The sequence below is a fragment of the Candidatus Vondammii sp. HM_W22 genome, assembly GCF_022530855.2.
GTDB lineage: Bacteria > Pseudomonadota > Gammaproteobacteria > Chromatiales > Chromatiaceae > Vondammii.
The window spans coordinates 2,694,287-2,720,926 of record NZ_CP099567.1 but is presented as its reverse complement, the minus strand read 5'-3'; the positions used below and the strand labels follow the sequence as shown (position 1 = coordinate 2,720,926).

Here is a 26,640-nt window from a genome sequence, read left to right as displayed (position 1 = left end):
ATTTGGCCAAGGTAATAAAAGAGGTGCCATTTAAAGATGGAGTTGAGATAGATAAATTCAGACCAGATTGCCGCTTTAGAAATGACTGATATACCTCTTTTGACAATAACTCTCAATAGAAAGATAATTTCCCACAGACTGATATTTCCGGATAAATTGTTGCTGTAGACGGAGTTTCACCAGAGGAACAGGCGCCATGCCAAGCCCCAGAGTTATTAAGAAATATCCCAACCGCCGTCTCTATGATACGGAACTCAGCCGCTATATCACTCTGGCAAATATCAGGGAACTGGTAATGAGCGGCGCTAGCTTCCAGGTGATCGACATCAACAGCAACGAAGATCTGACCTGCTCCGTTCTGCTGCGGATCATGCTGAGCCTGTAAAGTTTTCTGTGTAACTGCCTGGGTTAAATGTATACCGCTAAGCGTTCTCCGAACCCAATCATAAATCTATTCAGTGCTGGTTTCCAATGACGGATCGGCATTGTCTACTTTTTCGATGCGGCCTGGATTGCCAGATAGATGACCTTCTTCGCCGAATCATCGGTTGGAAACAACTTCCGCTTTTTGATCGCTTTGCGAATGATGCTGTTCAGCGATTCAATGGCGTTGGTCGTGCAGATCACTTTTCGTATGTCCTCCGGGTAGTTGAACAGCGTGTTGAGATTCTGCCAATGGGCACGCCAGGAGCGGCTGATCCGGGGGGTGCTTGTTGTCCCATGGGGTTCTGTGGACATTCCGTCCTAAAGTGACACTTATCTCTACAGCCCATACCCCACAAGGCCTACAGAGGTGGCTTAATTTTCATTTTGCACGATTGATTGCATAATTTCATCCAAATACTAGTAGGTTTTGTTCAAAGCTAAAGCTGTAAGTTCCGTTCAAATTGATGTTATGCCAAGCCACTGGCGAAACTTGCTTAATAATTTCCAACTTCTTATCGTCACTTTCCCCCTCAAAATGCTCAAGTAATCGCGTCAGTATCAGCGAATTAAAATAGATAATGGCGTTGGTTAATAGCCTCGCGCATTCATTCCACAAGACAATCTCATCGTCTGATTTTCCCTGGAAACGATTGCCATTCACATGTGCAATAGCACGCCGTAATTGATGATAAGCTTCCCCACGATTCAAGGCTCGCTGTACATAATTTCTTAAACTGGCATCATCAATATAGTCCAGTAAGTACATGGCCTTGAGCATACGATTATATTCAGTTAAAGCTTTCAGCAAGGGGTGGTTTTGACTATAGCCAGAAAGCTTTCTAACAAGGGTCGCCTGCGTTATCGTCTTCTGCTGTAGTGATATAATAATGCGCTGTATCGTATCCCACTCATCGATAATTAATTCTGTATTAATAGGCTTTTTTAATGAGAGCGTTGCCTTATTGTCTTCTCCCTCATTTACATCAAAAAGATCTGATATCACGGTTCCAAACTGAGCATAGCGCGGCGCAAAGATATAGCCAAACAGGTCCAGCAAAGCAAAGTTAACATGATTAACGCCGTGCGTATCCGTTGACAAAATATCCGGCTTAATCTCCGAGGTATTGTTATGAAGCAGATCCAAAATAAAATGAGATTCATGTTCATTGGAACCAATAATCTGGGCATTCAAGGCTACATGATTGGCAATCAAGTTCATCGATGTTAGTCCTTTATTCGTGCCAAAATATTTAGATGAATAGCGAGTTTTAAAAGTCTCTAACCGTGATTCGAATTTTTGCCCGTCAGCACTGGCATGAATGAGTCCTTTTTGGATATTGTAATGCTTGAAGATTGATAATTTCGCTGTCGCATCGTTAATTGCATCATTGCCGAGGTTTAGCGTTTCAGGTCGCAAATAATTGGCCTGTACTGTGCGTAGATGATCATATGATCTATCAGAGATGCTGGCCATGCCGTGTAGGCCATAATAGGTTCCATTGCCAATGAGAGCCGCCAGTAAATCATTCAAATGATCACTCTGTCCGGACTGTACCTGGCGAACATGCTCAAAGTGCTTTAAAAATGCTGTTTCCTGATGAACGAAGCGTAATACATCGGCAATGTTAATCGGTTTCATACGGTCGAAAAAGGGATTGTTTAAAGCCGATTTTGTGCCTGAATACGGCAACCTCCATTGAGTTTTTCCTGAGCGATTACGCAATACCACATTTCGATTGTCGCCCTCATCAATGCGCTGGCCAACCCGTTGCAGCTTATCGTTCATCTTTTTCTCCATCGATTTAACCCGCTGGGCAGGCTCTGTATTCATGCTATCTAGCATGGAACCTTTAAGTAGCTTGTCTTTCTGTGCCCAGGGGATATCTCCAACAAGGTCATCGTGTAATGCACGATATTTGATAGCCGTTGGTATAAAGAGTTTTCCACCAAGATTATTTTGAGCTGCTAAATACAGCATCAACTCGTAACGCTCAGAGAGTACGTTGTTATCAATATTGATAACATACAATTGGTGTTTGGCTGGAATCAATCGTCGATCTGACGATGCTAATTCACCAGCACCTAACAACTCTTTTTTCATTCTATTTAATTGTGCAGATAAAGCCTGTGTATTGTCTAATCCTTCAAAGGTCAGGCATAAAAAAATGGGGCGTATTAAGTGCTGAATCAGTTCACGCTGCTTATCATAAAATTCCCAGATGTAATCATTTTTCGTGCGTTTTTGTTTCTTCAGATACAAGCACAGTGATTCTATTTCCCGTGCTCCAAGCAAGCCTTGTACCCGTTGTTTTATTTGTCTAAATGACACATGGCCATCAATGGTATCGTCAATAAAAAAGTATAATAATTCAGCGGCTTTGCTAATATTTACTACCGTGCCCTCCCAATCTTTATAGGCCATTTCCTTGGCATACGCTTTAGCTTTTTCACGTAACTTTCGGACATGATAAATAAACCCATCAGCCAAACGTTCAATATTGATTTGTACCCGCTCCTGAAGATAACAAAGTAAATAAAGCTGCTGCGTGACACGGTCGAAGCGTTTAAGCTTGGTTATAGAGTAGTAATCAACCATCGCCGCATAGTGCAGTCAGTTTTGTTGCGATAGTGATAGAGCAGAGGCCACTTGATTAACTTCATCCATCCAGGGCTGAATTAACTTGTTGACGTTCAACTCTTTCTCCAATTCTGGAGCATTAAAACTTTTCGCCGCCTGCTTAAGTTCTTTAACGGTTAGCATACCTTTTCCATCAACTAACTCAGCCAAGTTAGTAGCTAATTCATCTGATATGGTTGTCTTTAATAGATCAGAAAGTCGCTTACGTTCCTGTTTGATTACCTGACTGATAATTCGCTGAAGCACGGTATATTTAGGGATTTCTGTATGATTTCGAGCTAAGTATTCGGTGCAGGCATCAAATAAAAAGCGCGGCTCAATCCAGGATTTAGCAACCTGTTGCAAATAGGTAATGAGAGGTTCCTGATGTTGTTCCACACACCATGTTTTGAATCCCTGAAGGTTTATAATCTTGTCGTAGATACGTGTTTTCTGCTTATTGCTAACACTGAAGCGAGGGACTTTAAATTTAGGGAAATATTCTTCAGCAATAAAGGTGAGATCTGCTTTCAATTCCTTGTAGGCCGGATTGAGCTGAATGGGCTTGATCTTAAAGTAACCCAGCAGAGCAATAGCATAGCATTTATGATTGCGATCCCTGATGGATTTAATAACGTCCTGCTCCAGATCATTCAGAGTAAAACTGATACGTTTTTCTTCCAGTGACAGGCTGGGAACGCCATATAAATCGTTAATTTCTGCTTCGTGGAGTACGGTCAGGCGTTCTTTAATAAGGCATAGGCTTCTCGTAAAAGCCGGAATATTACTATAATTGGGATATTGCAGTGATTTTGAAAATTAAGGCACCTCTAGAAGCCTTATGAGGCGTGGGCTGTAGCGATAAGTGTCACTTTAGGACGGAATGTCCCCAGAACCCCATAGCGAAGGTCTCGATTCGCTTGTGCCAATACAGAGTAATGAACCCCCTCCATTGCCGCTGATGTAACGCTGCCACACATTGGGCAAACATCTTTCGCTACATCCTCTAGATCAATCGGCCACCATGGTTTTTTACACTTGCCCACACAAGCAATTGTTGGAAGTTCGTTATGTCCTGTAAACGAAACGTGAAAAGGGCTATCAATAATTATCATAGAATGCTCGCTATTCTGAATCATCGTCTTGAGGTAAGAGCCTTTCCAAATGAGGGTAAGGGGCCTCTGGAAGTAGATCCACTAGTTCTCCTGACATATCTACATTCATAAGGAAATCTGACATTTGAGCTAAATTTGCTTGCACCTGATGAAGTACTAGATCCTCTGGATCTCCCTTTTTTCGCGCCTCAGCTTTGGCTTTCTCCAAATCCCTCACACTTTTATTTAGACCTCTGGCAATCATCTTTACAAAATGATCTAGGGGCATCTTCTCTACATTGTCTTTGTCACTCATCCCTACTAACTTCGTACTAATCTAAATCAAAATTCCAATCTATAGCTTCTATAGCTTCTATAGCTCTTCAGGCGAAAGGCGAGAATCAGTATTATGAGATGCTTCAGTGCTTTCCGACTGAATTATGAAGTCCCGATAATCAACGTCGCTATTTAGGGCCCTAAATTGATCCAGGACCTTCACTATCCGGTTATCATACAAAGAGTCCTCTCTGCTTTTGGATGGAGGAATCGGTATAAAAGTAACTTGATTGGCGGCGATGAAGTGTTGATTTAAGTTGCTTGCAATTTTTTGGATCGCTGCTAGTTTATACTTATATTCAGGCTTTCCTTGCCTATCCACCGATTTTTTAAAGTTAATTATAAGATCGTTGGTATGGCTCTTGGTATGACCCTTCCTAGCTGTATAGTCGCCGAAGTAGTAACACGTATCAGTATCTGATAAATGGTAATGATGAGGGCGAGTTAATGCATCAATTAGGGAGAGCCGCTCATACATGCTCTAAATGCTCTTTTATATCGGCATACTCTTTAACCCGAATTGCACCTTTTTGAGCAAAGCGCTCTGGCCATGATATTTTTGAGTTCTGGAAGCAGCTATCCAAGATAAATAGTTTTCTTTCCTGAGCAAGGGCAGCGCGCGCCTGGTACAGAGTGCCGGACGTATCAGAGGCCTCAACAATCACCGTCGCCTGTGTTAATGCTGACATAGTGATGTTTCTTTCTGGAAAGAACGAGCGATTAGAGCGGTAATCTTGATCCAGGTAACGCTTAAAGGGTACCTGACTAATCAGGAGGTGTTTATCTCTTATGTTTTTTTGTAGCTCAGAAATTTGTTTTTGGATAGTTGTGTGTTAATGGTGTTCCAATCACCGCTATTGTTCGACCATTCAGTTCCAGTGCAGTAGTGTGAGCAGCCGTATCTACTCCTTCCGCTAAGCCGGAGACCACGGTAAAATCATCCTCAACCAAGCACTTCACTAGCTTTCGAGTACGAAGCAATCCTTCTTTGGATACCTTTCTGGAGCCAACAATAGCTACTGAAGGCGTGTTAACTAGCTCCCACCAGCCTTGAAAATAAAGAACCTCTAAAGGGTTTTTAGCATCCCGTAGCTTTTCAGGGTACTCATTTGCCCCGCGAACCCGAACGCCAAAACTATCAAGATTAAACTTATCGAAAATATCGCTCAAAATCCCCTTAATATGGTTAATTTTCTCTTCTGAAACCAAGTCTGTAGGCACCGCACCGGGAGCTTGGCGAAACATATCCGCTATTCGCTCATATGTTGCTGACTTTTCCTCCCACAGTGCCTCGTAAGCAGCCATTTCACTGTGAGGGGAAACCACCTGTTTGAAAAATTGATTTTTAGATAACGATAAGTCCATAGATATATCTCTATTCTAGTTTTTGGGTTACAGATCCGCCACGAGCTCACGCCTTGGATGTAACCCTCGCTATTTTGGTTCATCGAGGCGTATTTAGTTGCTGCGCTCACCGATGTAGTGTTCTCCCAACTCTGGGTGAGTCCTAGATACAATTGGATTCATCCCTTCCTGATAGTCTGCCTGTGTGATAAGGCCAGCATCCCGTGCAAATTGGAGTATAGACACCGCACCTACACGCAGAGTATCTGAATTAAGAAGTTCATCCGGCATATCTGGATCAGAATGCTCATCCATCCAATTCTGAACCCATTCATTGACCTGTTGACGGTTCATTTTTTTCCTTGCCTCGTTATTCCGATTCAATTCGACCTTGATTTACCTTTGCAACTTCTACCAGCGTTTCAAGCCGCACAACACGGTTGTCGATGTGTTTTACATCTCTGATTAATTCCACCACAGCACCGTTAAGACGTTTGACCGAATCGGTTAGTTTTACGGTGTCTTTTAAGATGGTTATGAATTCGCTACCAAGTCCCATCATTATTCCTTTATTAGTTCAGCATGTGATGTTTTAACCGCTTTAGTGGCTTCATCCGTCATAGAGATGGCATTGGTTAAGCTCTTTTGAACCGCGCTGAACAGTTCTGCGGCATCCGGGATCTCGCTGAATAGTTGATCAAACATTTGCTCTTGGGCCTTCTCTTTTAGCTGGATGACCACACAGCCATCTCCGGCTTTAATATCAATATCGCTGTCTGCCGTCATGCCTGCAGCCGCTAATATCTTTGTGGGTAATCGAACAGCACTGCTATTGCCCCACTTCTGTATTTTACTCATGTCTGAACGCCTCTTGTATCTACTTTTGTATATACTGGCATAGAAAGGCTATGTGTCAACATTTGTATCTAGATTGATGTATTCTTTGGTGGTTTATTGGGTTACAGATCCAGCGCCTCGATCGGTGCCAGCTGTAACCCGCCGAGAACGGCGTTTATAAGTGATTTTGGGTTCAGGTGTAGCAGCAGGTTCATGCTCTTCATAGATGGCAGGCTGATGGTAAACGCAGCTTATTGGTGTTTCTTGTGCAGCACCAAACTTCATCCCTTCTCTAATCAAGGCGACTTTTTCTATGGCTCCATGCGAGTCTCCACCCATGATGTTAATTCGGTAGGGTTCTGAGAATGAGCCTTGCTGTATTTCTATTGAAAGGCCGCTACAGTTGACCATTCCCCCAGAAATAGAGCCATGACAAGGATGAGATTTCCAATTAGTCTGTGTATTAGGAGATGTCAAGATGAAGAAGAAGCGTTACAGAGAAGAGCAAATTATTGGTGCCATCAAGCAGCATGAGTCAGGGGTAAAAGTTGATGACATTTGTCGTCAGTTCGGCATTTCAACCGGGTGCTTTTATAACTGGCGAAGCAAATACGCCGGGATGGATGTCTCAGAAGCCAAACGGCTCAAAGAGCTTGAAAGCGAAAACAACAAGCTTAAGAAGTTACTTGCCGAGAAAATGCTTGAAGTTGAGGCGATGAAGGATGTGCTCTCAAAAAAGTGGTAAAGCCTGCTGATAGAAAACAAATCGTGAGCTACCTTAAGTCGCGGTTCAAATTAAGTGAGCGTAGAGCTTGCCAATTAGTAGGCTTAAGTAGAACCGCTTTTCGGTACGTTACTCAATGGGGAAAAGATGAGCCTCTACGCAAACGGTTACTTGAGCTGGCAAAAAAGCATCCGAGTTATGGTTATTTGTTTTTACATGGCCTCCTGAGAGGAGAGGGGCTTGTGAAAAACAAGAAGCGGACCTACCGAGTCTATAATGAAGAAGGTCTTCAAGTGAGGACTAAAAAAACGCAAGAAGATAATACGACCAAGAATGCCAACGATTATGCCCATTGGTAAAAATATACGCTGGTCAATGGATTTTGTCAGTGATCAGTTGGCTAATGGTCGCCGCTTTCGAGTATTTAATGTGATTGATGATTACTCAAGAGAAGTTATTGGCCAGCTCTCTGACTTCTCGATCAATGGTCACCAGGTCGCTCGTTTTTTAACTCAGGTGATTGAGCTAAGGAGCGCTCCGGATCAAATAATCTGCGACAACGGTACTGAGTTTACTAGCAAGGCGATGTTCTACTGGCAAAAAGAAAGTGGCGTTAAGCTAGGTTTTATTCAGCCAGGTAAGCCTACTCAGAATGCGTTTGTAGAAAGCTTAAACGGTAAATTCAGAAATGAATGCTTAAATCAGCATTGGTTCAGGTCCATTGATGACGCTAGACATGAAATTGATCAATGGCGAGAGCACTACAATCACGTGCGGCCTCATAGCGCATTAAATTATTTGTCACCTGTGGCCTTTGTGAATAGGGCCGCTTAGAATGAATTATCTCATCCAAGTCTTGGTATTAAGATGGGGGGAAGGTCACCTCATCCTCAAAGCCCGCGTATCCCGACATATCATTGCCGTTCATTCTATCCAGCTCTAGTGCTGAATCGTCAGGAAAAACCAGCCGGTTCCAGACTACCAACGCACGGCTTTGACCATAATTCACTTTATTGTCATAAGTGCCAACCAGACGAGCTCCTTGCGGAATCATAAGAATTTGGCCGGTTCTGGTATCGTAGACATTTTGTGATACCTGGGCGATCACTTCACCGGGTAAATCAGAGTTTAATCCGCTAATAAGCGTTGCCGGTATGATACTGCCGCTCCTTATGAGCAGTTCAGACATTGCAAAATCCCGTCCTAACAGGGGCCGTGTTTTCTCCGCACCTTGGCGAAAGCTTGCATCGAGATTTCCTGCAGACTGATTGCCTAAGCCGTTTTTCTGCATCACCGCCTTAAGGATCTCAGCCCGAGGATCCAGGGGTGCATTTCCAGCAGTGGTTTCACCGCTGCCGGTTACCTCTTTAAACGATACCTCGCTGGGTGCATCTAAGGCACCATAGGCCATCTGTAACCGTTTTTGCCGCTGCCGATCCGTCGCTTGCTGCAGTAAGTCAACTTCTTTTGCTACAGGCGGTGCCGCCTTCGGTGCTGCCGCCGTCGCTGCTGGGATGGTTGTTGGTGCGTGGGGCTTGTAAGCCTCAATTTCAGTGCCCGTATATGGCCCCGTTAGCTTACCCGGTGTTGTTGTATCACCACTCAGATTTTGGGCGTTTTCGCCCGCCTCCAGCTCTATCGGTATGCTTCTCTGGTACATGGCATAGCCTAAGAGGCTGACAATCACGCAGGCAATTGCTATGCCACCAACGAGCGGCACTTTGTTTAGACGTTTGATACCGGTAGGATTTGTATTGAGCTCAATACCTGCTGGTGTCGGTTCAGCTGCCATATTCATAAGTCGTCTCCATCGTTCAGTTGGGTGACTTGGCTATTTGCCACTGTCCCTTCACTGGCGATCTGATACGATCGGTTAAGAATCTGATCGCCAATCACTAAAGAGACCAAAACCCCTTTTTTCTTTTTGCCGATATTGTCAGATCTCACTTCGACCGCTATACCGTTTTCGATTGGGTCGACCTCTGTGTTGCCTTTGGCCGTCACGATAGAGACACCAAATCCTTTGGCACGTAACGCATCGGATAGCGCTTTCCCTATCGGGCCTTGTCCTTGAATATGAAAGACGCTTGAAACGTCATAACGTTTGCCCAGCAGCTCGGCCCATTCATCGGCGATAAATAAGGGGTTCTGGGGACATTCCGTCCTAAAGTGACACTTATCTCTACAGCCCATACCCCACAAGGCCTACAGAGGTGGCTTAATTTTCATTTTGCACGATTGATTGCATAATTTCATCCAAATCTAGTAGGTTTTGTTCAAAGCTAAAGCTGTAAGTTCCGTTCAAATTGATGTTATGCCAAGCCACTGGCGAAACTTGCTTAATAATTTCCAACTTCTTATCGTCACTTTCCCCCTCAAAATGCTCAAGTAATCGCGTCAGTATCAGCGAATTAAAATAGATAATGGCGTTGGTTAATAGCCTCGCGCATTCATTCCACAAGACAATCTCATCGTCTGATTTTCCCTGGAAACGATTGCCATTCACATGTGCAATAGCACGCCGTAATTGATGATAAGCTTCCCCACGATTCAAGGCTCGCTGTACATAATTTCTTAAACTGGCATCATCAATATAGTCCAGTAAGTACATGGCCTTGAGCATACGATTATATTCAGTTAAAGCTTTCAGCAAGGGGTGGTTTTGACTATAGCCAGAAAGCTTTCTAACAAGGGTCGCCTGCGTTATCGTCTTCTGCTGTAGTGATATAATAATGCGCTGTATCGTATCCCACTCATCGATAATTAATTCTGTATTAATAGGCTTTTTTAATGAGAGCGTTGCCTTATTGTCTTCTCCCTCATTTACATCAAAAAGATCTGATATCACGGTTCCAAACTGAGCATAGCGCGGCGCAAAGATATAGCCAAACAGGTCCAGCAAAGCAAAGTTAACATGATTAACGCCGTGCGTATCCGTTGACAAAATATCCGGCTTAATCTCCGAGGTATTGTTATGAAGCAGATCCAAAATAAAATGAGATTCATGTTCATTGGAACCAATAATCTGGGCATTCAAGGCTACATGATTGGCAATCAAGTTCATCGATGTTAGTCCTTTATTCGTGCCAAAATATTTAGATGAATAGCGAGTTTTAAAAGTCTCTAACCGTGATTCGAATTTTTGCCCGTCAGCACTGGCATGAATGAGTCCTTTTTGGATATTGTAATGCTTGAAGATTGATAATTTCGCTGTCGCATCGTTAATTGCATCATTGCCGAAGTTTAGCGTTTCAGGTCGCAAATAATTGGCCTGTACTGTGCGTAGATGATCATATGATCTATCAGAGATGCTGGCCATGCCGTGTAGGCCATAATAGGTTCCATTGCCAATGAGAGCCGCCAGTAAATCATTCAAATGATCACTCTGTCCGGACTGTACCTGGCGAACATGCTCAAAGTGCTTTAAAAATCCTGTTTCCTGATGAACGAAGCGTAATACATCGGCAATGTTAATCGGTTTCATACGATCGAAAAAGGGATTGTTTAAAGCCGATTTTGTGCCTGAATACGGCAACCTCCATTGAATTTTTCCTGAGCGATTACGCAATACCACATTTCGATTGTCGCCCTCATCAATGCGCTGGCCAACCCGTTGCAGCTTATCGTTCATCTTTTTCTCCATCGATTTAACCCGCTGGGCAGGCTCTGTATTCATGCTATCTAGCATGGAACCTTTAAGTAGCTTGTCTTTCTGTGCCCAGGGGATATCTCCAACAAGGTCATCGTGTAATGCACGATATTTGATAGCCGTTGGTATAAAGAGTTTCCCACCAAGATTATTTTGAGCTGATAAATACAGCATCAACTCGTAACGCTCAGAGAGTACGTTGTTATCAATATTGATAACATACAATTGGTGTTTGGCTGGAATCAATCGTCGATCTGACGATGCTAATTCACCAGCACCTAACAACTCTTTTTTCATTCTATTTAATTGTGCAGATAAAGCCTGTGTATTGTCTGATCCTTCAAAGGTCAGGCATAAAAAAATGGGGCGTATTAAGTGCTGAATCAGTTCACGCTGCTTATCATAAAATTCCCAGATGTAATCATTTTTCGTGCGTTTTTGTTTCTTCAGATACAAGCACAGTGATTCTATTTACCGTGCTCCAAGCAAGCCTTGTACCCGTTGTTTTATTTGTCTAAATGACACATGGTCATCAATGGTGTCGTCAATAAAAAAGTATAATAATTCAGCGGCTTTGCTAATATTTACTACCGCGCCATCCCAATCTTTATAGGCCATTTCCTTGGCATACGCTTTAGCTTTTTCACGTAACTTTCGGACATGATAAATAAACCCATCAGCCAAACGTTCAATATTGATTTGTACCCGCTCCTGAAGATAACAAAGTAAATAAAGCTGCTGCGTGACACGGTCGAAGCGTTTAAGCTTGGTTATAGAGTAGTAATCAACCATCGCCGCATAGTGCAGTCGGTTTTGTTGCGATAGTGATAGAGCAGAGGCCACTTGATTAACTTCATCCATCCAGGGCTGAATCAACTTGTTGACGTTCAACTCTTTCTCCAATTCTGGAGCATTAAAACTTTTCGCCGCCTGCTTAAGTTCTTTAACGGTTAGCATACCTTTTCCATCAACTAACTCAGCCAAGTTAGTAGCTAATTCATCTGATATGGTTGTCTTTAATAGATCAGAAAGTCGCTTACTTTCCTGTTTGATTACCTGACTGATAATTCGCTGAAGCACGGTATATTTAGGGATTCCTGTATGATTTCGAGCTAAGTATTCGGTGCAGGCATCAAATAAAAAGCGCGGCTCAATCCAGGATTTAGCAACCTGTTGCAAATAGGTAATGAGAGGTTCCTGATGTTGTTCCACACACCATGTTTTGAATCCCTGAAGGTTTATAATCTTGTCGTAGATACGTGTTTTCTGCTTATTGCTAACACTGAAGCGAGGGACTTTAAATTTAGGGAAATATTCTTCAGCAATAAAGGTGAGATCTGCTTTCAATTCCTTGTAGGCCGGATTGAGCTGAATGGGCTTGATCTTAAAGTAACCCAGCAGAGCAATAGCATAGCATTTATGATTGCGATCCCTGATGGATTTAATAACGTCCTGCTCCAGATCATTCAGAGTAAAACTGATACGTTTTTCTTCCAGTGACAGGCTGGGAACGCCATATAAATCGTTAATTTCTGCTTCGTGGAGTACGGTCAGGCGTTCTTTATAAGGCATAGGCTTCTTGTAAAAGCCGGAATATTACTATAATTGGGATATTGCAGTGATTTTGAAAATTAAGGCACCTCTAGAAGCCTTATGAGGCGTGGGCTGTAGCGATAAGTGTCACTTTAGGACGGAATGTCCCCAGAACCCCTAATTGATCCGGCCGCAATCCTTTATGCCGCGGCATTCAACGTACCCACAGAAGACGATGGCCACGAGTACCGGCAGCTGCTGCCAATCCAGGCAGAGCTGCAGAGCCAGATCTTCAATGCTGATGCGAATGCGGCAGATAAGGTGTGGCTGGATGATGCCTGGGATGCCCTCTGGGATGTGGTCAATCCCACCGGTCCCAAACCCATCACCACAAACGCCATGCGGCTGTATGAGCCAATGTCACACCACATCTATCCCACCACCAACCAGCGTGACCGTAGTGCATTCCATAACGGCAGGATGGTGGGCTGCCAATGAGCAAGTATCAGGCAATCTGCCCAGCCTGCGGTGCGTTTTGTTCACCGGAGATCTTCATGGCAGAAGCGGTCAAACGTGAAGCGATCGCCAAAGCCCTGAGGATGCCCCACCCACTGGCGCTGCAGGTGCAAGTCTATATCGGGCTGTTTCGGCCACCCAACCGTGGCCACAGCGTGGATCGGGTCGACCGACTCCTCCAGGAACTGCTCGAACCCATTGAGGCCGGGAAGATCCGCAGAAAAGGGCGCGACTGGCCGGCACCTGTTGAAGTCTGGAAATACGCCCTCGAGCAAGTCATCGAAAAACGCAGCACGCTGCGCCTCCCGCTAAAGGATCACAACTACCTGTTTGAGGTAGTCGCCGGGCAATCTGACAAGTTGGAAGCCGAGGCCGAAAAGAAGCAGGAGGAACGACTGAAAAACCAACCGAGAAGGCCCACCAATCCACAAGATCCTGTTGGCCAGGACGCGGGAGCCATAGCAGAGAAGCAAATGGAAAAAATGCGCCAAACAGTCGCTAAACGAAAAGCCAAAGAGGAGGCTGACCGTGAAGACCAAGCAAGTGAGTGATGTGGGCTACACCCCGACCACTGACCCCATTGAGGAGACCGATACCTAATGTCCATAGAACAAGATATCGAACTGGCTGAGAAAGCCGCCAAACGTGGCGGAGCAGCCCCCAAGCGCGTCCGTATCGTCACCCTGCATGTTGTTGCCGAAAAGCACGACAACATCGCCACCGGTCACCGCCATGCCGCCAGTTACGCAGAGCCTCTCCAGGTTAAGTGGCGCTGTCGGAAATCAGCCGAGCTGGCCGAGCAGACTGCCCGCACCCTTCGCCAACAAGCCAAAGAGATACAGGAGCTGTAATCATGATCCATACAACCGAGATTCCAGAAGGTTACCGCCGCAATGCCCAGGGCCACCTTGTGCCAATCGATGCCATCGCCGAGGTGGATCTCGATCGAGACGCCCTGGTGGAAGAGATCTTCACCGCCGCAATCGAGCTGCGTGAAAAAATGACCCAGTTCAAAGACCAGTCAATGGGTGATGTAGGTGCGTTCGTTGACCTGGCAGCCGAGAAGTACGATGCCAAGATCGGCGGGCAAAAAGGCAATATCAGCCTCATGTCCTACGACGGTAGCAAGAAGATCCAGATCGCCGTGGGTGACACACTTATTTTCAACGAATCCCTGCAGATCGCCAAGGCCCTCATCGATGAGTGTATCCACGAATGGACTGCAAACTCAGGCACCGAAGTGAAGGTGCTCGTAGAGCATGCATTCCAGACCGACAAAGAGGGCAAAATCAACACCGGCCGCATCCTTGGCCTCACCCGCCTGGTCATCGATCACCCCAAGTGGAAACAGGCCATGCTGGCCATCAAAGACAGCCTCACCGTCGTCTCCACAAAAACCTACATCCGCCTCTACTCCCGCCCCAGCCGCGACGACAAGTTCCAGCAGCTCGGCCTGGACATGGCGTCGGCATAAGGAGCGCACAGCAATGAGTCAACGCGAACACCTACTAGACCATGCCAGAAAGAGCCTGCTGAGCACACTAGCAGAAAAGGTTATCTATGGTGAGTACATGCCGGGTATTGATGACCAGGTGCTGCTGGAACGCTGCCATTCAATCCACTTTGAGCGTGATGAAATGCTCGATATCGCCTGCAAAATGGCTCAGGACATCCAGGACTATATAGATGCAGGCGAAGAAGCGGGATCACCCTGTACCGGATCCAGTGAACTCCTCAAGGAGTGGGAAACGTTCTACAAAAAGCACAATGCAGAGGGTAGTTGAGAATGGATAAAAGAGCCATCAATAAAATATGCAAGCTGCTGCGACTGGCGCAATCAGACAATCCTCACGAAGCTGCTAATGCTATGCGTCATGCCAAGGCCATGATGAAAAAGCACGGTATATCAGAGGACGACATCCAGCTCAGCGAGGTGAAGGAAACCGAGACCACCACCAGCTCTCAAAATACCCCAGCCCACTGGATGCGCGTGCTTGCTTCTACAGTCGCAGATGCTTTTGGCTGCCGTTACTTCTTCCGTGAGACATGGGGTACTAATAGCGTGGTGTTTATCGGCGTTCACCCTCATAACGAAGTTGCCGCCTACACTTTCACGCATACTGCGCCGTCAGGTAACAAAAGCCCGCTTGGCATACCGTAAGTCGCGCACCCGCGGCAAATCACACAACAGATCCCGCAGGGCAGATGACTACGCCTTGGGCTGGGTGATTGGTGTCCGGTCAGTTGTTGAGGAGTTCGCGGAGTCTATCCCAAAAATCGTTAATCGCTACATGGATCTCAGACATACCGATCTGCAGCCCATTAAACAGCACAACCGAAAGCTAGATCGCGGCAGAATGGCCGAAGGCTACACAGATGGGGAAAAGGTACGCCTGCACCAAGGTGTTGGTATGACACCCCAGCGCAGGCTGGAGGGGTAACACCATGCCTGCCCTCAATTTCAAAAAGCAATTTGCACCTGGCGTAAGAGATCACAGCAAGCGCCAGACAATCCGCGTCATGAGAAAGCATCCCATCCGTACAGGTGACACACTCTATCTTTACACCGGAATGCGCACCTCAGGCTGCGAAAAGCTGGGTGAAGCAGCAGCTAAAACCGTGACCACCATCTATATAGATAGCGATGTAGTCAATGTGGACTGTGAAACTCTGCACCCCTACCAAGTTGCAGAACTCGCCAGGGCTGATGGTTTCGCTGGCATTGCTGAGTTCAAAGCATTCTTCAGAGACACCCACGGCCTCCCATTCACCGGCCAACTAATCAAGTGGTGACATATGAACGTTCTGAGGAATGACAAGTGAATATCACAGACATGGCCATATGGTTCGGGATAGCTATTGAGGTGCTGGTTGGGCTTGGTGCACTGCTGATACTAGCCGCGGTTCTGTATCGGCGCTACAAGGGAAAGAGTTTTATTGGATGGACTCGATAACGTAAGAGGTAACGACGCGATGAGTAGAGCACCGAATGGCGACTCTGACACTATTGTCCCGGCACCTGCACCACACAAGAAGCGACCAGAGAGCGAATCGTCTCGTTCACCGGATGGTTCTATTTTCGGTTTCGACAGGTCCAGTGGACCAGACCAAACATATATTAAATGGACCGCTACCAGTGGTGAGTGCCACGAAGGCGTCATCAAAGAGATGGACTCTAATGTTGCTATTGTTGCTTGCCTAGATGGCAAAGAGCGCACGGTAGAGCTTTAGGAAATAGAACGAATGAAACCAGCAGACCGGCCCACCGAAAACAGCGACGAAGCGCGGGCTAGCGCCGGTCTGCCTGGGTTGACTGGTTATGAGGCGAGTTATCTACGGAGTGAATGAATATGACACTTAAAGCTAAATTTGAATGTGATGGAAATGATTGTTCCAGCGAGCATGAATTACGACAAACTGAACCCTATGACCATGAAATGCTCCCAGACTCATGGAGCTTTGACGGAGTTAATGAGTTCCATTATTGCCCGTCTTGCGTAAAGAAAATGATCGCTAACGGCGAATCGGAAGCCTTATAACAGTGTTATTAACCTGCATCCAGGCAACTATAGATGAGCACTAAAATCAAATCAGCCCGCACTCTGGAGCTTGGCAAAATCCACATGGGTGCCACCCAGATAGGAATGGATGCCAAGGACAAAGATCCAGACAGTACCTACCGGTGCATGCTCTGGACTGTAGGCCGGGTACGCAGTGCCGCCGATCTGGATGCTGCAGGCCGCAAAGCCGTGCTTGCACACCTGGCAGCCAGAGGGGCCAAATTCGCATGGCAGCGCACCACAAGCCGTCGCAAGCCACCGGCAAAGGCCCGGCTCATCTACCATATCTGGAACTGCCTGGCAGATGCCGGGGTAGTCGAGAATCGAAAGGGCCTTACCGCCTGGCTGCAGTCAAACACCCGCCGAGAGCACCCCCAAGGCACCGGTTGGTCAAAACCGGAGTTCCTCCCGGCTAAACTCAAAGACCAGGTGATCGAGCAACTCAAAAAATGGGCTGACCGCACCCAGGTGGAATGGAAATGACGAAAGAACTCCAAAGCAGAGGCCCGGAGCTGCTGGCCGATCTCTACGCGCACACAGCAGAGCTGCTGCAGTCGTTTGCGGGCCTACCGGAGGTACAAGCCAACCAGGTAGCAACGGCTCTCGTCGATAAGATGCGTCACAATTGGGGTGGCCAACTGGTCTACTTCCCCAAGGGTAAAGAGATCGATATCGACGAGCGCGATCGCAACATCTGGTCCGACTTCAACGGCCACAACCAGACTGAACTGGCCGAGAAGTACAACATGACGATCCAGGGCGTCTACCAGCGCCTACGCAAAATCCGCGCCCTGGTCTCTGCCGAGCAACAGCCCGATCTGTTCCGTGACTGACCCCTACCGCCCGTTTTAACTATTCTGAACTCCTTTTAGTTTCGCCTTCCCGCTTCTTCCCTTTTGGTTTAACCTCTTCCCGATTTATGACAGTTATCCCTACAGAATTATATCAGGGGGTATCACCTTAAAAAAGGACACAGCGTTCTTTCTTGTTTTTAATCTGCAATCTTTGCGTGCTCTGCGTCCATCTTTTCTGTTTTGGGTTGGCCTTAACTGGTGTCCACCCAAAACATTGTTTTCACCGTGTGTCTTAAAAGAATAGCCCTTCAATGGGAGAAGATGCGGAGGCAAATCGCTTGGCAGGCATGCGTCCGGCTAGGAAGGCTTCACGGCCCGCTTCAATGGCCTTTCTCATCGCAGATGCCATGAGCACCGGTTTGTTGGCGGCCGCAATAGCCGTGTTCATCAGCACCCCATCGCAGCCCAATTCCATGGCCACTGCAGCATCTGATGCCGTTCCCACGCCTGCATCCACCAGGATAGGGACATTGGCGTTCTCGACTATGGTCCGGATATTCAACTTGTTGCGCACACCCAGGCCGGAGCCGATGGGTGCGGCCAGTGGCATTACTGCTACACACCCAATCTGTTCCAGCTGTTGGGCAATGATGGGATCGTCATTGGTGTAGACCATAATATCGAAGCCATCTTTGATCAGCACTTCGGCCGCCTTCATGGTTGCCATTACATCCGGGAAGAGGGTTTTCTCATCACCCAGCACTTCCAGTTTGGCTAGGTTATGTCCATCCAGCAGCTCCCTTGCCAGTCTGCAGGTGCGAATGGCTGAATCGGCATCGAAGCAACCTGCCGTGTTTGGCAGGATGGTGTATTTGTCAGGAGGCAGAATATCCAGAATATTCGGTTCATCCTTGTTCTGGCCGATATTGGTACGGCGTATGGCTATGGTGATGATTTCCGCGGCACTGGCTTCAATTGCCTGCTGGGTCTCTTCCATGCCTTTATATTTACCAGTACCTACAAGCAGGCGAGAATGGAACTCTCTGCCTGCAACAGTGAATGCGTCTTTAGTTTCGTTGGGCATATTCATGGCTGTATTTCTGTTGGAGGACCCGGGCGGGGTTATCCGCCGCCGATGGCGCGTACAATCTCGATCTTATCATCTGGCTGAAGCTGGTGTTGCTCGAATGTGCTGCGCGGTACCAGTTCGCCATTCACTTCAACGGCGATGCGCTGGCTAGTCAATGCAAGCAGCTCAATCAGTGATGCCATGGTTGTGTTGTCAAGGATGCTTTGCCCCTCACTATTGATGTAGATTTGCATCTCTCGTCTCTTGCATGGATATGATCAGCAAATTCTACACTAAGGGCTAGAGAGATAGTAACCGAGGCTTGCTTTCTCACTGCGGTGGCGAATAGAATTACCCTTCCCAGCGGGTATCGTATATCGGCATTACCCGGGCTTCCCAAGCCAGAGAGACGGGCTCGACTCCTGTTACCCGCTCCATTTTTCCCTTTCTGTAAGCACTATTCCAGCTTGAATCGGGGTCTAATGCTTCTTTATCAATTTCAATATATTAGCATAATCGGATATCCCGTGAAACCGCTCTATGAGGCAAAAGATCGTATTCAGGCACAGATCTCGTGAGAAATCTCATCATATCGAGACGGTGATTATTTGAGTGGTGCCGCAGGTGAATTGGCGGCAATACAGTTCCCGATGCTCTGGGTGCTTGAAGATAGGGACTATGCCAGGGGGCGGGAGCTGATCGAAAGCTATCTCGAGGATTCCGTGGCAGAGGGAAGCCAGGATAGCTGGATTTGCCAGCGGTGTGGTGAAATAGTGGATGCTGAATTCAATATTTGCTGGAATTGCACGGCCTCCCGAAATTAAGACATAGCGCCGGAGCGGGGAATAATATTTCTTTAAAGTGGCCGGCAGCATGGAATTTCAGGGCATTTTGAGCCACCATGCTTGTACGGATAAAAAATAGCACGGAGAAGACAATGGGTAAGCTGTTGAAAATAGTGGGTGGTCTGTTGGGCCTGATCTTGCTGCTGGTGGTTGCGGCAGTGGTTATCATACCCATGGTTATCGATCCTAACGACTACAAGGATGAGATTATCGCCAAGGTGCAGGAGCAGACAGGCCGGACATTGAAGATGGATGGCGATCTTCAACTCTCTGTGTTTCCCTGGCTTGGGGTAGAGCTTGGTGCTCTGGAGCTGGGTAACGCCAGGGGATTTGGAGATAAGCCATTTGCAGCGGTGAAGCATGTTGCCGTTCGCGTCAAGCTGATACCTCTGCTGAGCAGTAAATTGGAAGTGGATACCATTGGGCTGGATGGATTGCAGCTGAATCTTGCCAAGAATAAAGCGGGCACCAGCAACTGGGATGATTTGGTAGAAGAGGGAGAAGCCAAACATGATGACACACCTGCCGAGGCAGGCTCCGGTCTGGCGGGATTTCCCATTGGCGGCGTGGATATCAATAATGCTCAGGTAACCTGGGACGACCGCAGCAGCGGTCAGAAATTCTCGGTAGATCAGTTCTCTCTTAAGAGTGGCTCGATCACTTCCGGGCAGCCGGTTGCCCTTGAGATGGAGATGGTGCTGGAAAGCAGCGAACCCCAGCTCAAGGCAAAGATTGAGATGAAGGGTACGGTGTCGATGGATGAGGCGGCGGGCCTGCTGAAGATCGCCGGGCTGACACTGATGGTGGACGCGGATGGAAAAGCATTCGCCACCGGCGCTCTACACGCTGAGCTGGAGACGGCAGCCAGTCTGACGTTGGATGGCACTGCATTAACCCTGGATGGGCTGAAAGTGAGATCCGGCGAGTTGCAGCTTGCCGGCGATCTTAAAGGCGCTGATTTGAATAGCAAACCGGCATTTAGCGGGAAACTGAGCCTGACTGAGTTTAACCTGCGTGAATGGCTGGTCAGTCAGGGTATCTCTCTGCCCGAAATGGCAGACCCCAAAGTACTGGGTCGCTTTGCTGCCCAGGTAGTGCTGAGCAATCAAGGGGATGCCACAAAACTTAGTGGACTGATGATCAGCCTCGATGATACAAAAATCAGCGGCGATGCCACCTTGAAAGGGGCGGCTGTGGCTTTTAACCTAGATGTTGACGCTATCGATCTGGATCGCTATCTGCCCCCGGCAAAGGATGAGCCGGTAGAAAAGCAGGCGCCGTCCAGTACCACCGGTGATGAGGAGTTGATGCCGATAGAGATGCTGCGTGGCCTCGATCTCAATGGCAGCCTCAAGGTAGGCAAGCTGACTATCAACAAGCTGCATGCTGAACAGTTACAGGTGACGATAAAGGCTCGCAAAGGCAAGTTGGAGACGACTCAGAAAATTGGGAAGTTTTATCAGGGCAACTACACCGGCAAGGTAAATCTGAACGTGGCTGGAAAAAGCCCGGTGATGAACATAGAGCAGCACCTGGCAAATTTGCAGGCAGGCCCTCTGGTCAAGGATTTGACTGGGCAGGATAAATTTGACGGAAAAGGGAGTTTCAATGCCAAACTGAATACCCGGGGCAACAGCATTAATGCTATCAAGCGAAGCCTTGGTGGCACGCTTGATTTTAATTTTGCAGATGGTGCGGTGAAAGGCTTCAATCTGGCCAAGGCTATTCGGGAGACCAAGGCGAAGTTCAGTGGTGGTGCTGCGCCTGCATCGGATGCGCCGAATCAGACCGATTTCTCAAAACTGAGTGGCTCTGCCGTTATCTCCAAAGGGGTGCTAACCAACAAGGACCTGTTGGCAAAGTCTCCCTATCTGAGGATTACCGGTGCGGGTAAAGTGAATCTGGTCCCCGAGACGCTGGATTACACCGTTAAGGCGGTGATTGTCAGCACGGCAAAAGGGCAGGGCGGTGAAGGGCTGGATGATTTGAAAGGCATCCCTGTTCCGATACACCTGACGGGGCCTTATGCATCACCTGATTACAGTGTCGATTGGGGGCAGGTGCTGGCGGGAAGCCAGAAGGCCAAGCTGGAAGAGAAGAAAGAGGAAATGAAGCAGAAATTTAAGAGCAAGCTCCAGGATAAACTGAAAGGTTTGTTTAATTGACCCGAAAATCCCGATTTTGGGAAGTGAATGGGCACATTGTGAATCTTTTTCCGCTTCTTATTTGAGAAACGCGGTACTATTCCCTATGGGGAATCTGTCAGGCTAAGCAGGGCAGTGACGACACCGGTTTTAACCACGATTAAGGAGCAATGAGTAATGAATAAGCATACCCTTCTGAAACTGTCTGCCATGGTACTGGCCCTGGGTCTTGTCACTGGCTGTGCCAGCACAGACCAACTGAAGCAGATGCGGGCTGGCATTTCTAAAGCACAACAGACAGCTGATGCAGCAATGTCCGACGCCAAAGAAGCGTTGTCTGCTGCTGATGGGGCCGATCACAAGGCTTCTGCCGCTATGAATGCGGCTAATGCAGCTCAAAGTGCCGCCGATGAATGCTCAGAGCGTTGTGATCGCATGATGAGCAAATCTATGGCTAAATAAGCCAGCGTTTAATTAACGCAAAAGCCCGACAACCGCTTGGTTATCGGGCCTTTTTAATTCTGTTGCAGGTTGATGTTGGTTTGAGGTGTTTCCTCGGTTACCGGAACCGGAATGCCTTTTTGATTGACTGCAGCCTGTTTTATGGCATCCCAGTCGGGCTTTAGGCTGGACTCTCCCAGCGTTTTGATAATGGCTGAGACCATGGGGGTGAAATTAATGCCCTGAGCTTTGCGCTGTTCAGTTAGTGGTGGGTGGGCCTCAACATAGAGTCTTGAGTCCATCCAGCCCGCCTTATAAGGCGTATTGATGATCCGAACCGGCGTGCCGATGGGAATCAGCTTGAACAGAGAGGCAATATCCTCCGGGTAGAGGCGGATACAACCATGGCTGATGCGCGTGCCAACCCCATAGGGTTTGTTGGTGCCGTGCATAAGATAGCCGGGGATACTGAGGTAGATGGCGTGCTCGCCGAGCGGATTATCCCGTCCGGATTCTACCACAGCCGGAAGTGGATCGCCATTCTCTTCGTGCTCTTTTAGGAGCGATTCGGGTGGGTGCCAGGTAGGTTTATGCTTTTTTCCGGTAACCTGCGCGACTCCTGTGGGGGTGCTCCAGCCCTCCCGTCCTATGCCGAGAGGGTGGGTGATAACCCTATTTTCACCTTTCGGGTAGTAATAGATTCGAAGTTCTGCCAGATTGATTACCACCCCTTCCCGCGGCCCTGACGGGAGGATGAAAAGTGAGGGCAGTACTACCTGGGTGCCCTCTCCCGGGAGCCAGGGGTCAACCTCCGGATTGGCTTCAGTAATCTCTGTGTAGCCCAGGTCATTATTACGTGCTAGGTCGGATAAGGTATCCTCGTATCGCGTCTGGACCAGACGGACTTTCCCGATCAAGTCATTGCCAGACTCTGGCAGAGGGAAGCTTAGGGCAGACGCTGCCAGAGGGAGGCATAAGAGCAGGCAAATCAATGAGAAGCGTTTCAGCATAGTTATCACAGGGGCTCTGTTTATTTCGGATCCAACGGCTACATTGTCTCATAAACCGCATCTGCTGGCTTGAGAAGCAGGTAGAATATCCTCCACAGAATTTAAATTTTATTTCCGGAGCCACTAGTTGGAATCAGTCCCATTTGCATCCAGTGTCATCGATTGGTTTGAGTGCAATGGCCGCAAGGATCTTCCCTGGCAGCAGCAGCCAACGCCATACCGTGTCTGGGTCTCGGAGATTATGCTGCAGCAGACTCAGGTAGTAACGGTTATCCTCTATTTTGAACGTTTCATGGCCAGCTTCCCGGATCTGGGAAAGTTGGCGGATGCATCGCTGGATAATGTTTTGCATCATTGGTCAGGATTGGGGTATTACGCTCGGGCACGAAATCTGCACCGGGCGGCGATACAGATTCGTGACCAGTACGAGGGCCAATTCCCCCGAGATTTCGAACAGATTGTTGACCTTCCCGGGATAGGACGCTCCACTGCAGGCGCTATCCTCTCTCTGGCACTTGGCGAGCATCAGCCGATTCTCGATGGCAACGTGAAACGCGTGCTTGCCCGCTGCTTTGCAGTGGAAGGCTGGCCGGGAAGGTTGGCAGTACAAAAGCGGCTTTGGGGTTTGTCCGAGACATTGACGCCACAAAAAGAGGTACAGAAATACAACCAAGCGATGATGGATCTGGGTGCTGGAGTTTGCACCAGGAGCCGCCCTGATTGCGATCTATGCCCGCTAGCACATCTTTGTCAGGCAAAATTGGAAGGAAAACAGTCTGACTATCCGGGTTCGAAGCCACGGAAAAAATCACCCGTCAAAAGCACCTATATGCTGCTTATACATAATGGAAAAAAGGAGATACTGCTGGAGCAGAGACCCCCTGTCGGGATATGGGGTGGGCTTTGGGGGTTGCCGGAGTGTGCGGATAAGGCGGCTGCAGATGACTGGTGCAGACAGCGGCTGGGCAGGTCAGTCAGTGAGTCAGAGGATTGGCCGGTGCGTCGACACACCTTTTCACACTTCCATCTGGATATTACGCCCCTCGTGATCCGGCTGAATAACAGTGTAAATTGTGTGATGGATAGGGACCTCATAGTTTGGTATAACACCGTAAATCCCGATGCCCGTGGTCTGGCGGCGCCAGTCTCCCGGCTAATCGATGAACTGAAACAGCGTTTCGAAGGAGAAGCCTGATGAGCCAAATGGTAAATTGCGTCAAACTGAATAAAGAGGCGGAAGGTTTAGACCGTGCGCCCTACCCAGGTGATCTTGGGAAGCGGATCTTCGAGAATGTGTCAAAAGAGGGTTGGCAGATGTGGATGCAGCAGCAAACCATGCTGATCAATGAAAACAGACTCAATCTGATTGATCCGAAAACACGGCCGTTTCTGGAGCAGCAGATGGAGAAGTTTTTCTTTGGAGAAGGGGCGGAAACTCCTGAAAGCTTCACCACAATGAGCTGATTGGCGCTGAAAAAGCGTCCATTGGACTTGACTCAAGGCAGCTGGATCGGTCTAATACGCCCTCCAAATATGGCCAGGTAGCTCAGTTGGTAGAGCAGCGGACTGAAAATCCGCGTGTCGACAGTTCAATTCTGTCCCTGGCCACCATTTTCTATATAAAACAGTAAGTTATAAATCCATACTAATTCTACTGTTTTCGCGCACTTTTAGCGCACCTCGTTTACCGCTACACTTCCATACAACCTTACATTAGAGGTGGCTATGGAAAGTGCGGTTTCGAATTCAAAAAAGCAAAATATAACTCCATTTTCGACTAAAGAACGCACTCTGTGTGAGGGTAACGTTGTCCTATTTAGGCGCAAAGGTTCAAAGCGCTGGCAGGCGCGTATTAAAAGAAGCACTGGTCGTTGGGTTGTATACAGCACTGGTCAAGCTGACATTACAGCTGCAAAATCAGCAGCAGAAAACAGATACAGAGACATTAAATACGCACAAGAAATGGGCAGAGTCGATGTGACTCGCAGATTCCGCAGTGTGTGTCAGTTATGTAGGAATGAACTGCTCGCTGAAGCAGAGCGCACACAAAAAGACTTGCCAAAAGATTTGGTGCAGGTCATCGATAAATACATCATCCCGATACTTGGCGACTACATGTGCCACAACGTCGCGCAAGCTGAGCTAAAGAAGTTCTCCATAAAGCGCAGTGAGATGTTAGGTAGAAATCCAAGTTCATCCACAGTTGCAACTCACAATACAGCACTCAATTACATCTTCCGCAAAGCTAAGGAATTAAACTATATAGAGTTCATTCCAAAGACTATCAATGATGGTGATGCGAGTTTCAAGCGTAGACCTTACTTTAACGACAAAGAGCTGCGTATTTTGAATGCCAATATGTGGCGCTACTTACAGCATGGTGAGAAGTTGCTACATGCAAAAGGCAAAAACGGCATAGATACGATCTCACAAAAGACATATTGGATACGTGAGTTATTGAGCGATGTTGTTTTGATACTGGTGAATACTGGCATGAGGCCAGGCAGGGAGATGCTCAGTATTAAGTGTGACCATTCCCCCAGAAATAGAGCCATGACAAGGATGAGATTTCCAATTAGTCTGTGTATTAGGAGATCTCAAGATGAAGAAGAAGCGTTACAGAGAAGAGCAAATTATTGGTGCCATCAAGCAGCATGAGTCAGGGGTAAAAGTTGATGACATTTGTCGTCAGTTCGGCATTTCAACCGGGTGCTTTTATAACTGGCGAAGCAAATACGCCGGGATGGATGTCTCAGAAGCCAAACGGCTCAAAGAGCTTGAAAGCGAAAACAACAAGCTTAAGAAGTTACTTGCCGAGAAAATGCTTGAAGCTGAGGCGATGAAGGATGTGCTCTCAAAAAAGTGGTAAAGCCTGCTGATAGAAAACAAATCGTGAGCTACCTTAAGTCGCGGTTCAAATTAAGTGAGCGTAGAGCTTGCCAATTAGTAGGCTTAAGTAGAACCGCTTTTCGGTACGTTACTCAATGGGGAAAAGATGAGCCTCTACGCAAACGGTTACTTGAGCTGGCAAAAAAGCATCCGAGTTATGGTTATTTGTTTTTACATGGCCTCCTGAGAGGAGAGGGGCTTGTGAAAAACAAGAAGCGGACCTACCGAGTCTATAACGAAGAAGGTCTTCAAGTGAGGACTAAAAAACGCAAGAAGATAATACGACCAAGAATGCCAACGATTATGCCCATTGGTAAAAATATACGCTGGTCAATGGATTTCGTCAGTGATCAGTTGGCTAATGGTCGCCGCTTTCGAGTATTTAATGTGATTGATGATTACTCAAGAGAAGTTATTGGCCAGCTCTCTGACTTCTCGATCAATGGTCACCAGGTCGCTCGTTTTTTAACTCAGGTGATTGAGCTAAGGAGCGCTCCGGATCAAATAATCTGCGACAATGGTACTGAGTTTACTAGCAAGGCGATGTTCTACTGGCAAAAAGAAAGTGGCGTTAAGCTAGGTTTTATTCAGCCAGGTAAGCCTACTCAGAATGCGTTTGTAGAAAGCTTAAACGGTAAATTCAGAAATGAATGCTTAAATCAGCATTGGTTCATGTCCATTGATGACGCTAGACATGAAATTGATCAATGGCGAGAGCACTACAATCACGTGCGGCCTCATAGCGCATTAAATTATTTGTCACCTGTGGCCTTTGTGAATAGGGCCGCTTAGAATGAATTATCTCATCCAAG

The 26,640-nt window shown here is 47.3% G+C and carries 30 protein-coding genes, 2 tRNA genes and 5 pseudogenes; 22 read left to right on the top strand and 15 right to left on the bottom strand.

Annotation, left to right across the window (positions count from 1 at the left end):
• Nucleotides 1-196: 196 nt before the first annotated feature.
• A pseudogene (locus tag MN084_RS15385) lies at nucleotides 197-376 on the top strand (polyhydroxyalkanoate synthesis regulator DNA-binding domain-containing protein); the annotation flags it as partial.
• Nucleotides 377-408: 32 nt separating this feature from the next.
• Here the strand turns inward: MN084_RS15385 and MN084_RS15380 are convergent.
• The 9 genes and pseudogenes from MN084_RS15380 to MN084_RS15340 form a co-directional block, all read right to left on the bottom strand.
• Nucleotides 409-705 (bottom strand): annotated as a pseudogene (locus MN084_RS15380) (transposase); the annotation flags it as partial.
• A 93-nt stretch (nucleotides 706-798) separates the two neighbouring features.
• A pseudogene (locus MN084_RS15375) lies at nucleotides 799-3,826 on the bottom strand (Tn3 family transposase).
• Between the two features lie 56 nt (nucleotides 3,827-3,882).
• On the bottom strand, nucleotides 3,883-4,182 hold the full coding sequence (locus MN084_RS15370; protein ID WP_330178150.1) for a hypothetical protein: 300 nt from the start codon (nucleotides 4,180-4,182) through the stop codon (nucleotides 3,883-3,885).
• A complete protein-coding gene (locus tag MN084_RS15365; protein WP_241085873.1) occupies nucleotides 4,169-4,453 on the bottom strand; it encodes a hypothetical protein in 285 nt (94 codons plus the stop codon). Before MN084_RS15365 ends, MN084_RS15370 begins: the two co-directional genes overlap by 14 nt.
• Before the next feature lie 490 nt (nucleotides 4,454-4,943).
• Complete coding sequence (locus MN084_RS15360) at nucleotides 4,944-5,243, bottom strand: DNA-processing protein DprA (RefSeq protein WP_330178560.1); 300 nt, start codon at nucleotides 5,241-5,243, stop codon at nucleotides 4,944-4,946.
• A 34-nt stretch (nucleotides 5,244-5,277) separates the two neighbouring features.
• Nucleotides 5,278-5,838, bottom strand: coding sequence for a DNA-processing protein DprA (locus MN084_RS15355; RefSeq protein WP_320416373.1), 561 nt, complete (start codon nucleotides 5,836-5,838; stop codon nucleotides 5,278-5,280).
• 93 nt (nucleotides 5,839-5,931) lie between these two features.
• Nucleotides 5,932-6,171, bottom strand: a complete 240-nt coding sequence (locus tag MN084_RS15350) for a hypothetical protein (protein WP_241085874.1) — start codon at nucleotides 6,169-6,171, stop codon at nucleotides 5,932-5,934.
• A gap of 16 nt (nucleotides 6,172-6,187) precedes the next feature.
• A complete protein-coding gene (locus MN084_RS15345; RefSeq protein ID WP_241085875.1) occupies nucleotides 6,188-6,379 on the bottom strand; it encodes a hypothetical protein in 192 nt (63 codons plus the stop codon).
• Complete coding sequence (locus MN084_RS15340) at nucleotides 6,379-6,675, bottom strand: AbrB/MazE/SpoVT family DNA-binding domain-containing protein (protein WP_241085876.1); 297 nt, start codon at nucleotides 6,673-6,675, stop codon at nucleotides 6,379-6,381. The genes MN084_RS15345 and MN084_RS15340 overlap by 1 nt, the downstream gene beginning before the upstream one ends.
• Nucleotides 6,676-7,132: 457 nt before the next feature.
• On the opposite strand from MN084_RS15340, the pseudogene MN084_RS15335 reads away from it, so the two are divergent.
• Nucleotides 7,133-8,212, top strand: a pseudogene (locus MN084_RS15335) (IS3 family transposase).
• Between the two features lie 28 nt (nucleotides 8,213-8,240).
• Here the strand turns inward: MN084_RS15335 and MN084_RS15330 are convergent.
• From MN084_RS15330 to MN084_RS15320, 3 genes and pseudogenes are all read right to left on the bottom strand, one after another.
• Nucleotides 8,241-9,176, bottom strand: coding sequence for a TrbI/VirB10 family protein (locus tag MN084_RS15330; protein WP_241085877.1), 936 nt, complete (start codon nucleotides 9,174-9,176; stop codon nucleotides 8,241-8,243).
• Nucleotides 9,173-9,571 (bottom strand): hypothetical protein, encoded by a 399-nt coding sequence (locus MN084_RS15325; protein ID WP_241085878.1) that lies wholly within the window; start codon nucleotides 9,569-9,571, stop codon nucleotides 9,173-9,175. The genes MN084_RS15330 and MN084_RS15325 overlap by 4 nt, the downstream gene beginning before the upstream one ends.
• A 25-nt stretch (nucleotides 9,572-9,596) precedes the next feature.
• Nucleotides 9,597-12,599: pseudogene (locus tag MN084_RS15320) on the bottom strand (Tn3 family transposase).
• A gap of 123 nt (nucleotides 12,600-12,722) precedes the next feature.
• Between MN084_RS15320 and MN084_RS15315 the strand changes: the two are divergent.
• The 11 genes from MN084_RS15315 (at nucleotide 12,723) to MN084_RS15265 (ending at nucleotide 17,469) form a co-directional block, all read left to right on the top strand.
• On the top strand, nucleotides 12,723-13,058 hold the full coding sequence (locus tag MN084_RS15315; protein ID WP_241085879.1) for a hypothetical protein: 336 nt from the start codon (nucleotides 12,723-12,725) through the stop codon (nucleotides 13,056-13,058).
• Nucleotides 13,055-13,627: a hypothetical protein gene (locus tag MN084_RS15310; RefSeq protein ID WP_241085880.1), complete on the top strand. Its 573-nt coding sequence runs from the start codon at nucleotides 13,055-13,057 to the stop codon at nucleotides 13,625-13,627. Before MN084_RS15315 ends, MN084_RS15310 begins: the two co-directional genes overlap by 4 nt.
• 48 nt (nucleotides 13,628-13,675) lie before the next feature.
• Entirely contained in the window at nucleotides 13,676-13,927 is a 252-nt protein-coding gene (locus tag MN084_RS15305) for a hypothetical protein (protein ID WP_241085881.1), read from the top strand.
• Between the two features lie 2 nt (nucleotides 13,928-13,929).
• A complete protein-coding gene (locus MN084_RS15300) occupies nucleotides 13,930-14,550 on the top strand; it encodes a DUF3164 family protein (protein ID WP_241085882.1) in 621 nt (206 codons plus the stop codon).
• A gap of 13 nt (nucleotides 14,551-14,563) precedes the next feature.
• On the top strand, nucleotides 14,564-14,860 hold the full coding sequence (locus MN084_RS15295) for a hypothetical protein (RefSeq protein ID WP_241085883.1): 297 nt from the start codon (nucleotides 14,564-14,566) through the stop codon (nucleotides 14,858-14,860).
• 2 nt (nucleotides 14,861-14,862) lie between these two features.
• Nucleotides 14,863-15,237 (top strand): DUF2786 domain-containing protein, encoded by a 375-nt coding sequence (locus MN084_RS15290; RefSeq protein WP_241085884.1) that lies wholly within the window; start codon nucleotides 14,863-14,865, stop codon nucleotides 15,235-15,237.
• Nucleotides 15,224-15,517 carry a DUF7168 domain-containing protein gene (locus tag MN084_RS15285; RefSeq protein ID WP_241085885.1) on the top strand — a complete coding sequence of 98 codons (294 nt, stop codon included), beginning with the start codon at nucleotides 15,224-15,226 and terminating at the stop codon, nucleotides 15,515-15,517. Before MN084_RS15290 ends, MN084_RS15285 begins: the two co-directional genes overlap by 14 nt.
• A gap of 4 nt (nucleotides 15,518-15,521) precedes the next feature.
• Nucleotides 15,522-15,869: an ASCH domain-containing protein gene (locus MN084_RS15280; protein WP_241085886.1), complete on the top strand. Its 348-nt coding sequence runs from the start codon at nucleotides 15,522-15,524 to the stop codon at nucleotides 15,867-15,869.
• A gap of 180 nt (nucleotides 15,870-16,049) precedes the next feature.
• Complete coding sequence (locus MN084_RS15275) at nucleotides 16,050-16,307, top strand: hypothetical protein (protein WP_241085887.1); 258 nt, start codon at nucleotides 16,050-16,052, stop codon at nucleotides 16,305-16,307.
• Nucleotides 16,308-16,648: 341 nt separating this feature from the next.
• A complete protein-coding gene (locus MN084_RS15270) occupies nucleotides 16,649-17,119 on the top strand; it encodes a regulatory protein GemA (RefSeq protein WP_241085888.1) in 471 nt (156 codons plus the stop codon).
• Nucleotides 17,116-17,469, top strand: a complete 354-nt coding sequence (locus MN084_RS15265; RefSeq protein ID WP_241085889.1) for a Mor transcription activator family protein — start codon at nucleotides 17,116-17,118, stop codon at nucleotides 17,467-17,469. Before MN084_RS15270 ends, MN084_RS15265 begins: the two co-directional genes overlap by 4 nt.
• A 253-nt stretch (nucleotides 17,470-17,722) precedes the next feature.
• Here the strand turns inward: MN084_RS15265 and MN084_RS15260 are convergent, their stop codons facing one another.
• Nucleotides 17,723-18,514, bottom strand: a complete 792-nt coding sequence (locus tag MN084_RS15260; protein WP_241086067.1) for a thiazole synthase — start codon at nucleotides 18,512-18,514, stop codon at nucleotides 17,723-17,725.
• A 38-nt stretch (nucleotides 18,515-18,552) separates the two neighbouring features.
• On the bottom strand, nucleotides 18,553-18,753 hold the full coding sequence (thiS, locus tag MN084_RS15255; protein WP_241085890.1) for a sulfur carrier protein ThiS: 201 nt from the start codon (nucleotides 18,751-18,753) through the stop codon (nucleotides 18,553-18,555).
• A 109-nt stretch (nucleotides 18,754-18,862) separates the two neighbouring features.
• Here thiS and MN084_RS15250 point away from each other — a divergent pair.
• The 4 genes from MN084_RS15250 (at nucleotide 18,863) to MN084_RS15235 (ending at nucleotide 21,950) form a co-directional block, all read left to right on the top strand.
• Nucleotides 18,863-18,936: transfer RNA gene (locus MN084_RS15250), tRNA-Gly, on the top strand.
• A 171-nt stretch (nucleotides 18,937-19,107) separates the two neighbouring features.
• Nucleotides 19,108-19,323, top strand: coding sequence for a DUF7577 domain-containing protein (locus tag MN084_RS15245; protein ID WP_241085891.1), 216 nt, complete (start codon nucleotides 19,108-19,110; stop codon nucleotides 19,321-19,323).
• Nucleotides 19,324-19,436: 113 nt separating this feature from the next.
• Nucleotides 19,437-21,509, top strand: a complete 2,073-nt coding sequence (locus MN084_RS15240; protein ID WP_241085892.1) for an AsmA family protein — start codon at nucleotides 19,437-19,439, stop codon at nucleotides 21,507-21,509.
• A 156-nt stretch (nucleotides 21,510-21,665) separates the two neighbouring features.
• Nucleotides 21,666-21,950, top strand: a complete 285-nt coding sequence (locus MN084_RS15235; RefSeq protein ID WP_241085893.1) for an Lpp/OprI family alanine-zipper lipoprotein — start codon at nucleotides 21,666-21,668, stop codon at nucleotides 21,948-21,950.
• Nucleotides 21,951-22,003: 53 nt separating this feature from the next.
• Here MN084_RS15235 and MN084_RS15230 read toward each other — a convergent pair whose 3' ends face one another.
• Nucleotides 22,004-22,846, bottom strand: coding sequence for a L,D-transpeptidase family protein (locus MN084_RS15230; protein ID WP_241085894.1), 843 nt, complete (start codon nucleotides 22,844-22,846; stop codon nucleotides 22,004-22,006).
• Between the two features lie 220 nt (nucleotides 22,847-23,066).
• On the opposite strand from MN084_RS15230, the gene mutY reads away from it, so the two are divergent.
• The 5 genes from mutY to MN084_RS15205 all read left to right on the top strand — a co-directional run bounded on the left by mutY (nucleotide 23,067) and on the right by MN084_RS15205 (nucleotide 26,620).
• Complete coding sequence (gene mutY, locus MN084_RS15225) at nucleotides 23,067-24,134, top strand: A/G-specific adenine glycosylase (protein ID WP_241085895.1); 1,068 nt, start codon at nucleotides 23,067-23,069, stop codon at nucleotides 24,132-24,134.
• Entirely contained in the window at nucleotides 24,134-24,403 is a 270-nt protein-coding gene (locus tag MN084_RS15220; protein WP_241085896.1) for an oxidative damage protection protein, read from the top strand. The genes mutY and MN084_RS15220 overlap by 1 nt, the downstream gene beginning before the upstream one ends.
• 71 nt (nucleotides 24,404-24,474) lie before the next feature.
• Nucleotides 24,475-24,550, top strand: a tRNA-Phe gene (locus MN084_RS15215).
• 114 nt (nucleotides 24,551-24,664) lie between these two features.
• Complete coding sequence (locus MN084_RS15210; protein WP_241085897.1) at nucleotides 24,665-25,597, top strand: hypothetical protein; 933 nt, start codon at nucleotides 24,665-24,667, stop codon at nucleotides 25,595-25,597.
• Nucleotides 25,542-26,620 (top strand): IS3 family transposase gene (locus tag MN084_RS15205; protein ID WP_330178149.1). Its coding sequence is split into 2 segments (ribosomal slippage): nucleotides 25,542-25,794 and nucleotides 25,794-26,620, totalling 1,080 coding nucleotides; the frame shifts between segments, so codons are not numbered across the junction. The genes MN084_RS15210 and MN084_RS15205 overlap by 56 nt, the downstream gene beginning before the upstream one ends.
• Nucleotides 26,621-26,640 lie beyond the last annotated feature (20 nt).

Excerpts from the sequence above, each read along its gene's own strand:
- MN084_RS15235 (WP_241085893.1), top strand. The coding sequence starts at position 21,666 with ATGAATAAGCATACCCTTCTGAAACTGTCTGCCATGGTACTGGCCCTG.
- MN084_RS15275 (WP_241085887.1), top strand. The coding sequence starts at position 16,050 with ATGAGTAGAGCACCGAATGGCGACTCTGACACTATTGTCCCGGCACCT.
- MN084_RS15355 (WP_320416373.1), bottom strand. The coding sequence starts at position 5,838 with ATGGACTTATCGTTATCTAAAAATCAATTTTTCAAACAGGTGGTTTCC.
- MN084_RS15370 (WP_330178150.1), bottom strand. The coding sequence starts at position 4,182 with ATGATTCAGAATAGCGAGCATTCTATGATAATTATTGATAGCCCTTTT.
- MN084_RS15300 (WP_241085882.1), top strand. The coding sequence starts at position 13,930 with ATGATCCATACAACCGAGATTCCAGAAGGTTACCGCCGCAATGCCCAG.
- MN084_RS15240 (WP_241085892.1), top strand. The coding sequence starts at position 19,437 with ATGGGTAAGCTGTTGAAAATAGTGGGTGGTCTGTTGGGCCTGATCTTG.
- MN084_RS15290 (WP_241085884.1), top strand. The coding sequence starts at position 14,863 with ATGGATAAAAGAGCCATCAATAAAATATGCAAGCTGCTGCGACTGGCG.
- MN084_RS15365 (WP_241085873.1), bottom strand. The coding sequence starts at position 4,453 with ATGAGTGACAAAGACAATGTAGAGAAGATGCCCCTAGATCATTTTGTA.
- MN084_RS15260 (WP_241086067.1), bottom strand. The coding sequence starts at position 18,514 with ATGCCCAACGAAACTAAAGACGCATTCACTGTTGCAGGCAGAGAGTTC.
- MN084_RS15270 (WP_241085888.1), top strand. The coding sequence starts at position 16,649 with ATGAGCACTAAAATCAAATCAGCCCGCACTCTGGAGCTTGGCAAAATC.
- thiS (WP_241085890.1), bottom strand. The coding sequence starts at position 18,753 with ATGCAAATCTACATCAATAGTGAGGGGCAAAGCATCCTTGACAACACA.
- MN084_RS15340 (WP_241085876.1), bottom strand. The coding sequence starts at position 6,675 with ATGAGTAAAATACAGAAGTGGGGCAATAGCAGTGCTGTTCGATTACCC.
- MN084_RS15305 (WP_241085881.1), top strand. The coding sequence starts at position 13,676 with ATGTCCATAGAACAAGATATCGAACTGGCTGAGAAAGCCGCCAAACGT.
- MN084_RS15265 (WP_241085889.1), top strand. The coding sequence starts at position 17,116 with ATGACGAAAGAACTCCAAAGCAGAGGCCCGGAGCTGCTGGCCGATCTC.
- MN084_RS15280 (WP_241085886.1), top strand. The coding sequence starts at position 15,522 with ATGCCTGCCCTCAATTTCAAAAAGCAATTTGCACCTGGCGTAAGAGAT.
- MN084_RS15345 (WP_241085875.1), bottom strand. The coding sequence starts at position 6,379 with ATGATGGGACTTGGTAGCGAATTCATAACCATCTTAAAAGACACCGTA.
- MN084_RS15325 (WP_241085878.1), bottom strand. The coding sequence starts at position 9,571 with ATGGGCTGTAGAGATAAGTGTCACTTTAGGACGGAATGTCCCCAGAAC.
- MN084_RS15315 (WP_241085879.1), top strand. The coding sequence starts at position 12,723 with ATGTCCCCAGAACCCCTAATTGATCCGGCCGCAATCCTTTATGCCGCG.
- MN084_RS15210 (WP_241085897.1), top strand. The coding sequence starts at position 24,665 with ATGGAAAGTGCGGTTTCGAATTCAAAAAAGCAAAATATAACTCCATTT.
- MN084_RS15310 (WP_241085880.1), top strand. The coding sequence starts at position 13,055 with ATGAGCAAGTATCAGGCAATCTGCCCAGCCTGCGGTGCGTTTTGTTCA.
- MN084_RS15220 (WP_241085896.1), top strand. The coding sequence starts at position 24,134 with ATGAGCCAAATGGTAAATTGCGTCAAACTGAATAAAGAGGCGGAAGGT.
- MN084_RS15330 (WP_241085877.1), bottom strand. The coding sequence starts at position 9,176 with ATGAATATGGCAGCTGAACCGACACCAGCAGGTATTGAGCTCAATACA.
- MN084_RS15295 (WP_241085883.1), top strand. The coding sequence starts at position 14,564 with ATGAGTCAACGCGAACACCTACTAGACCATGCCAGAAAGAGCCTGCTG.
- MN084_RS15350 (WP_241085874.1), bottom strand. The coding sequence starts at position 6,171 with ATGAACCGTCAACAGGTCAATGAATGGGTTCAGAATTGGATGGATGAG.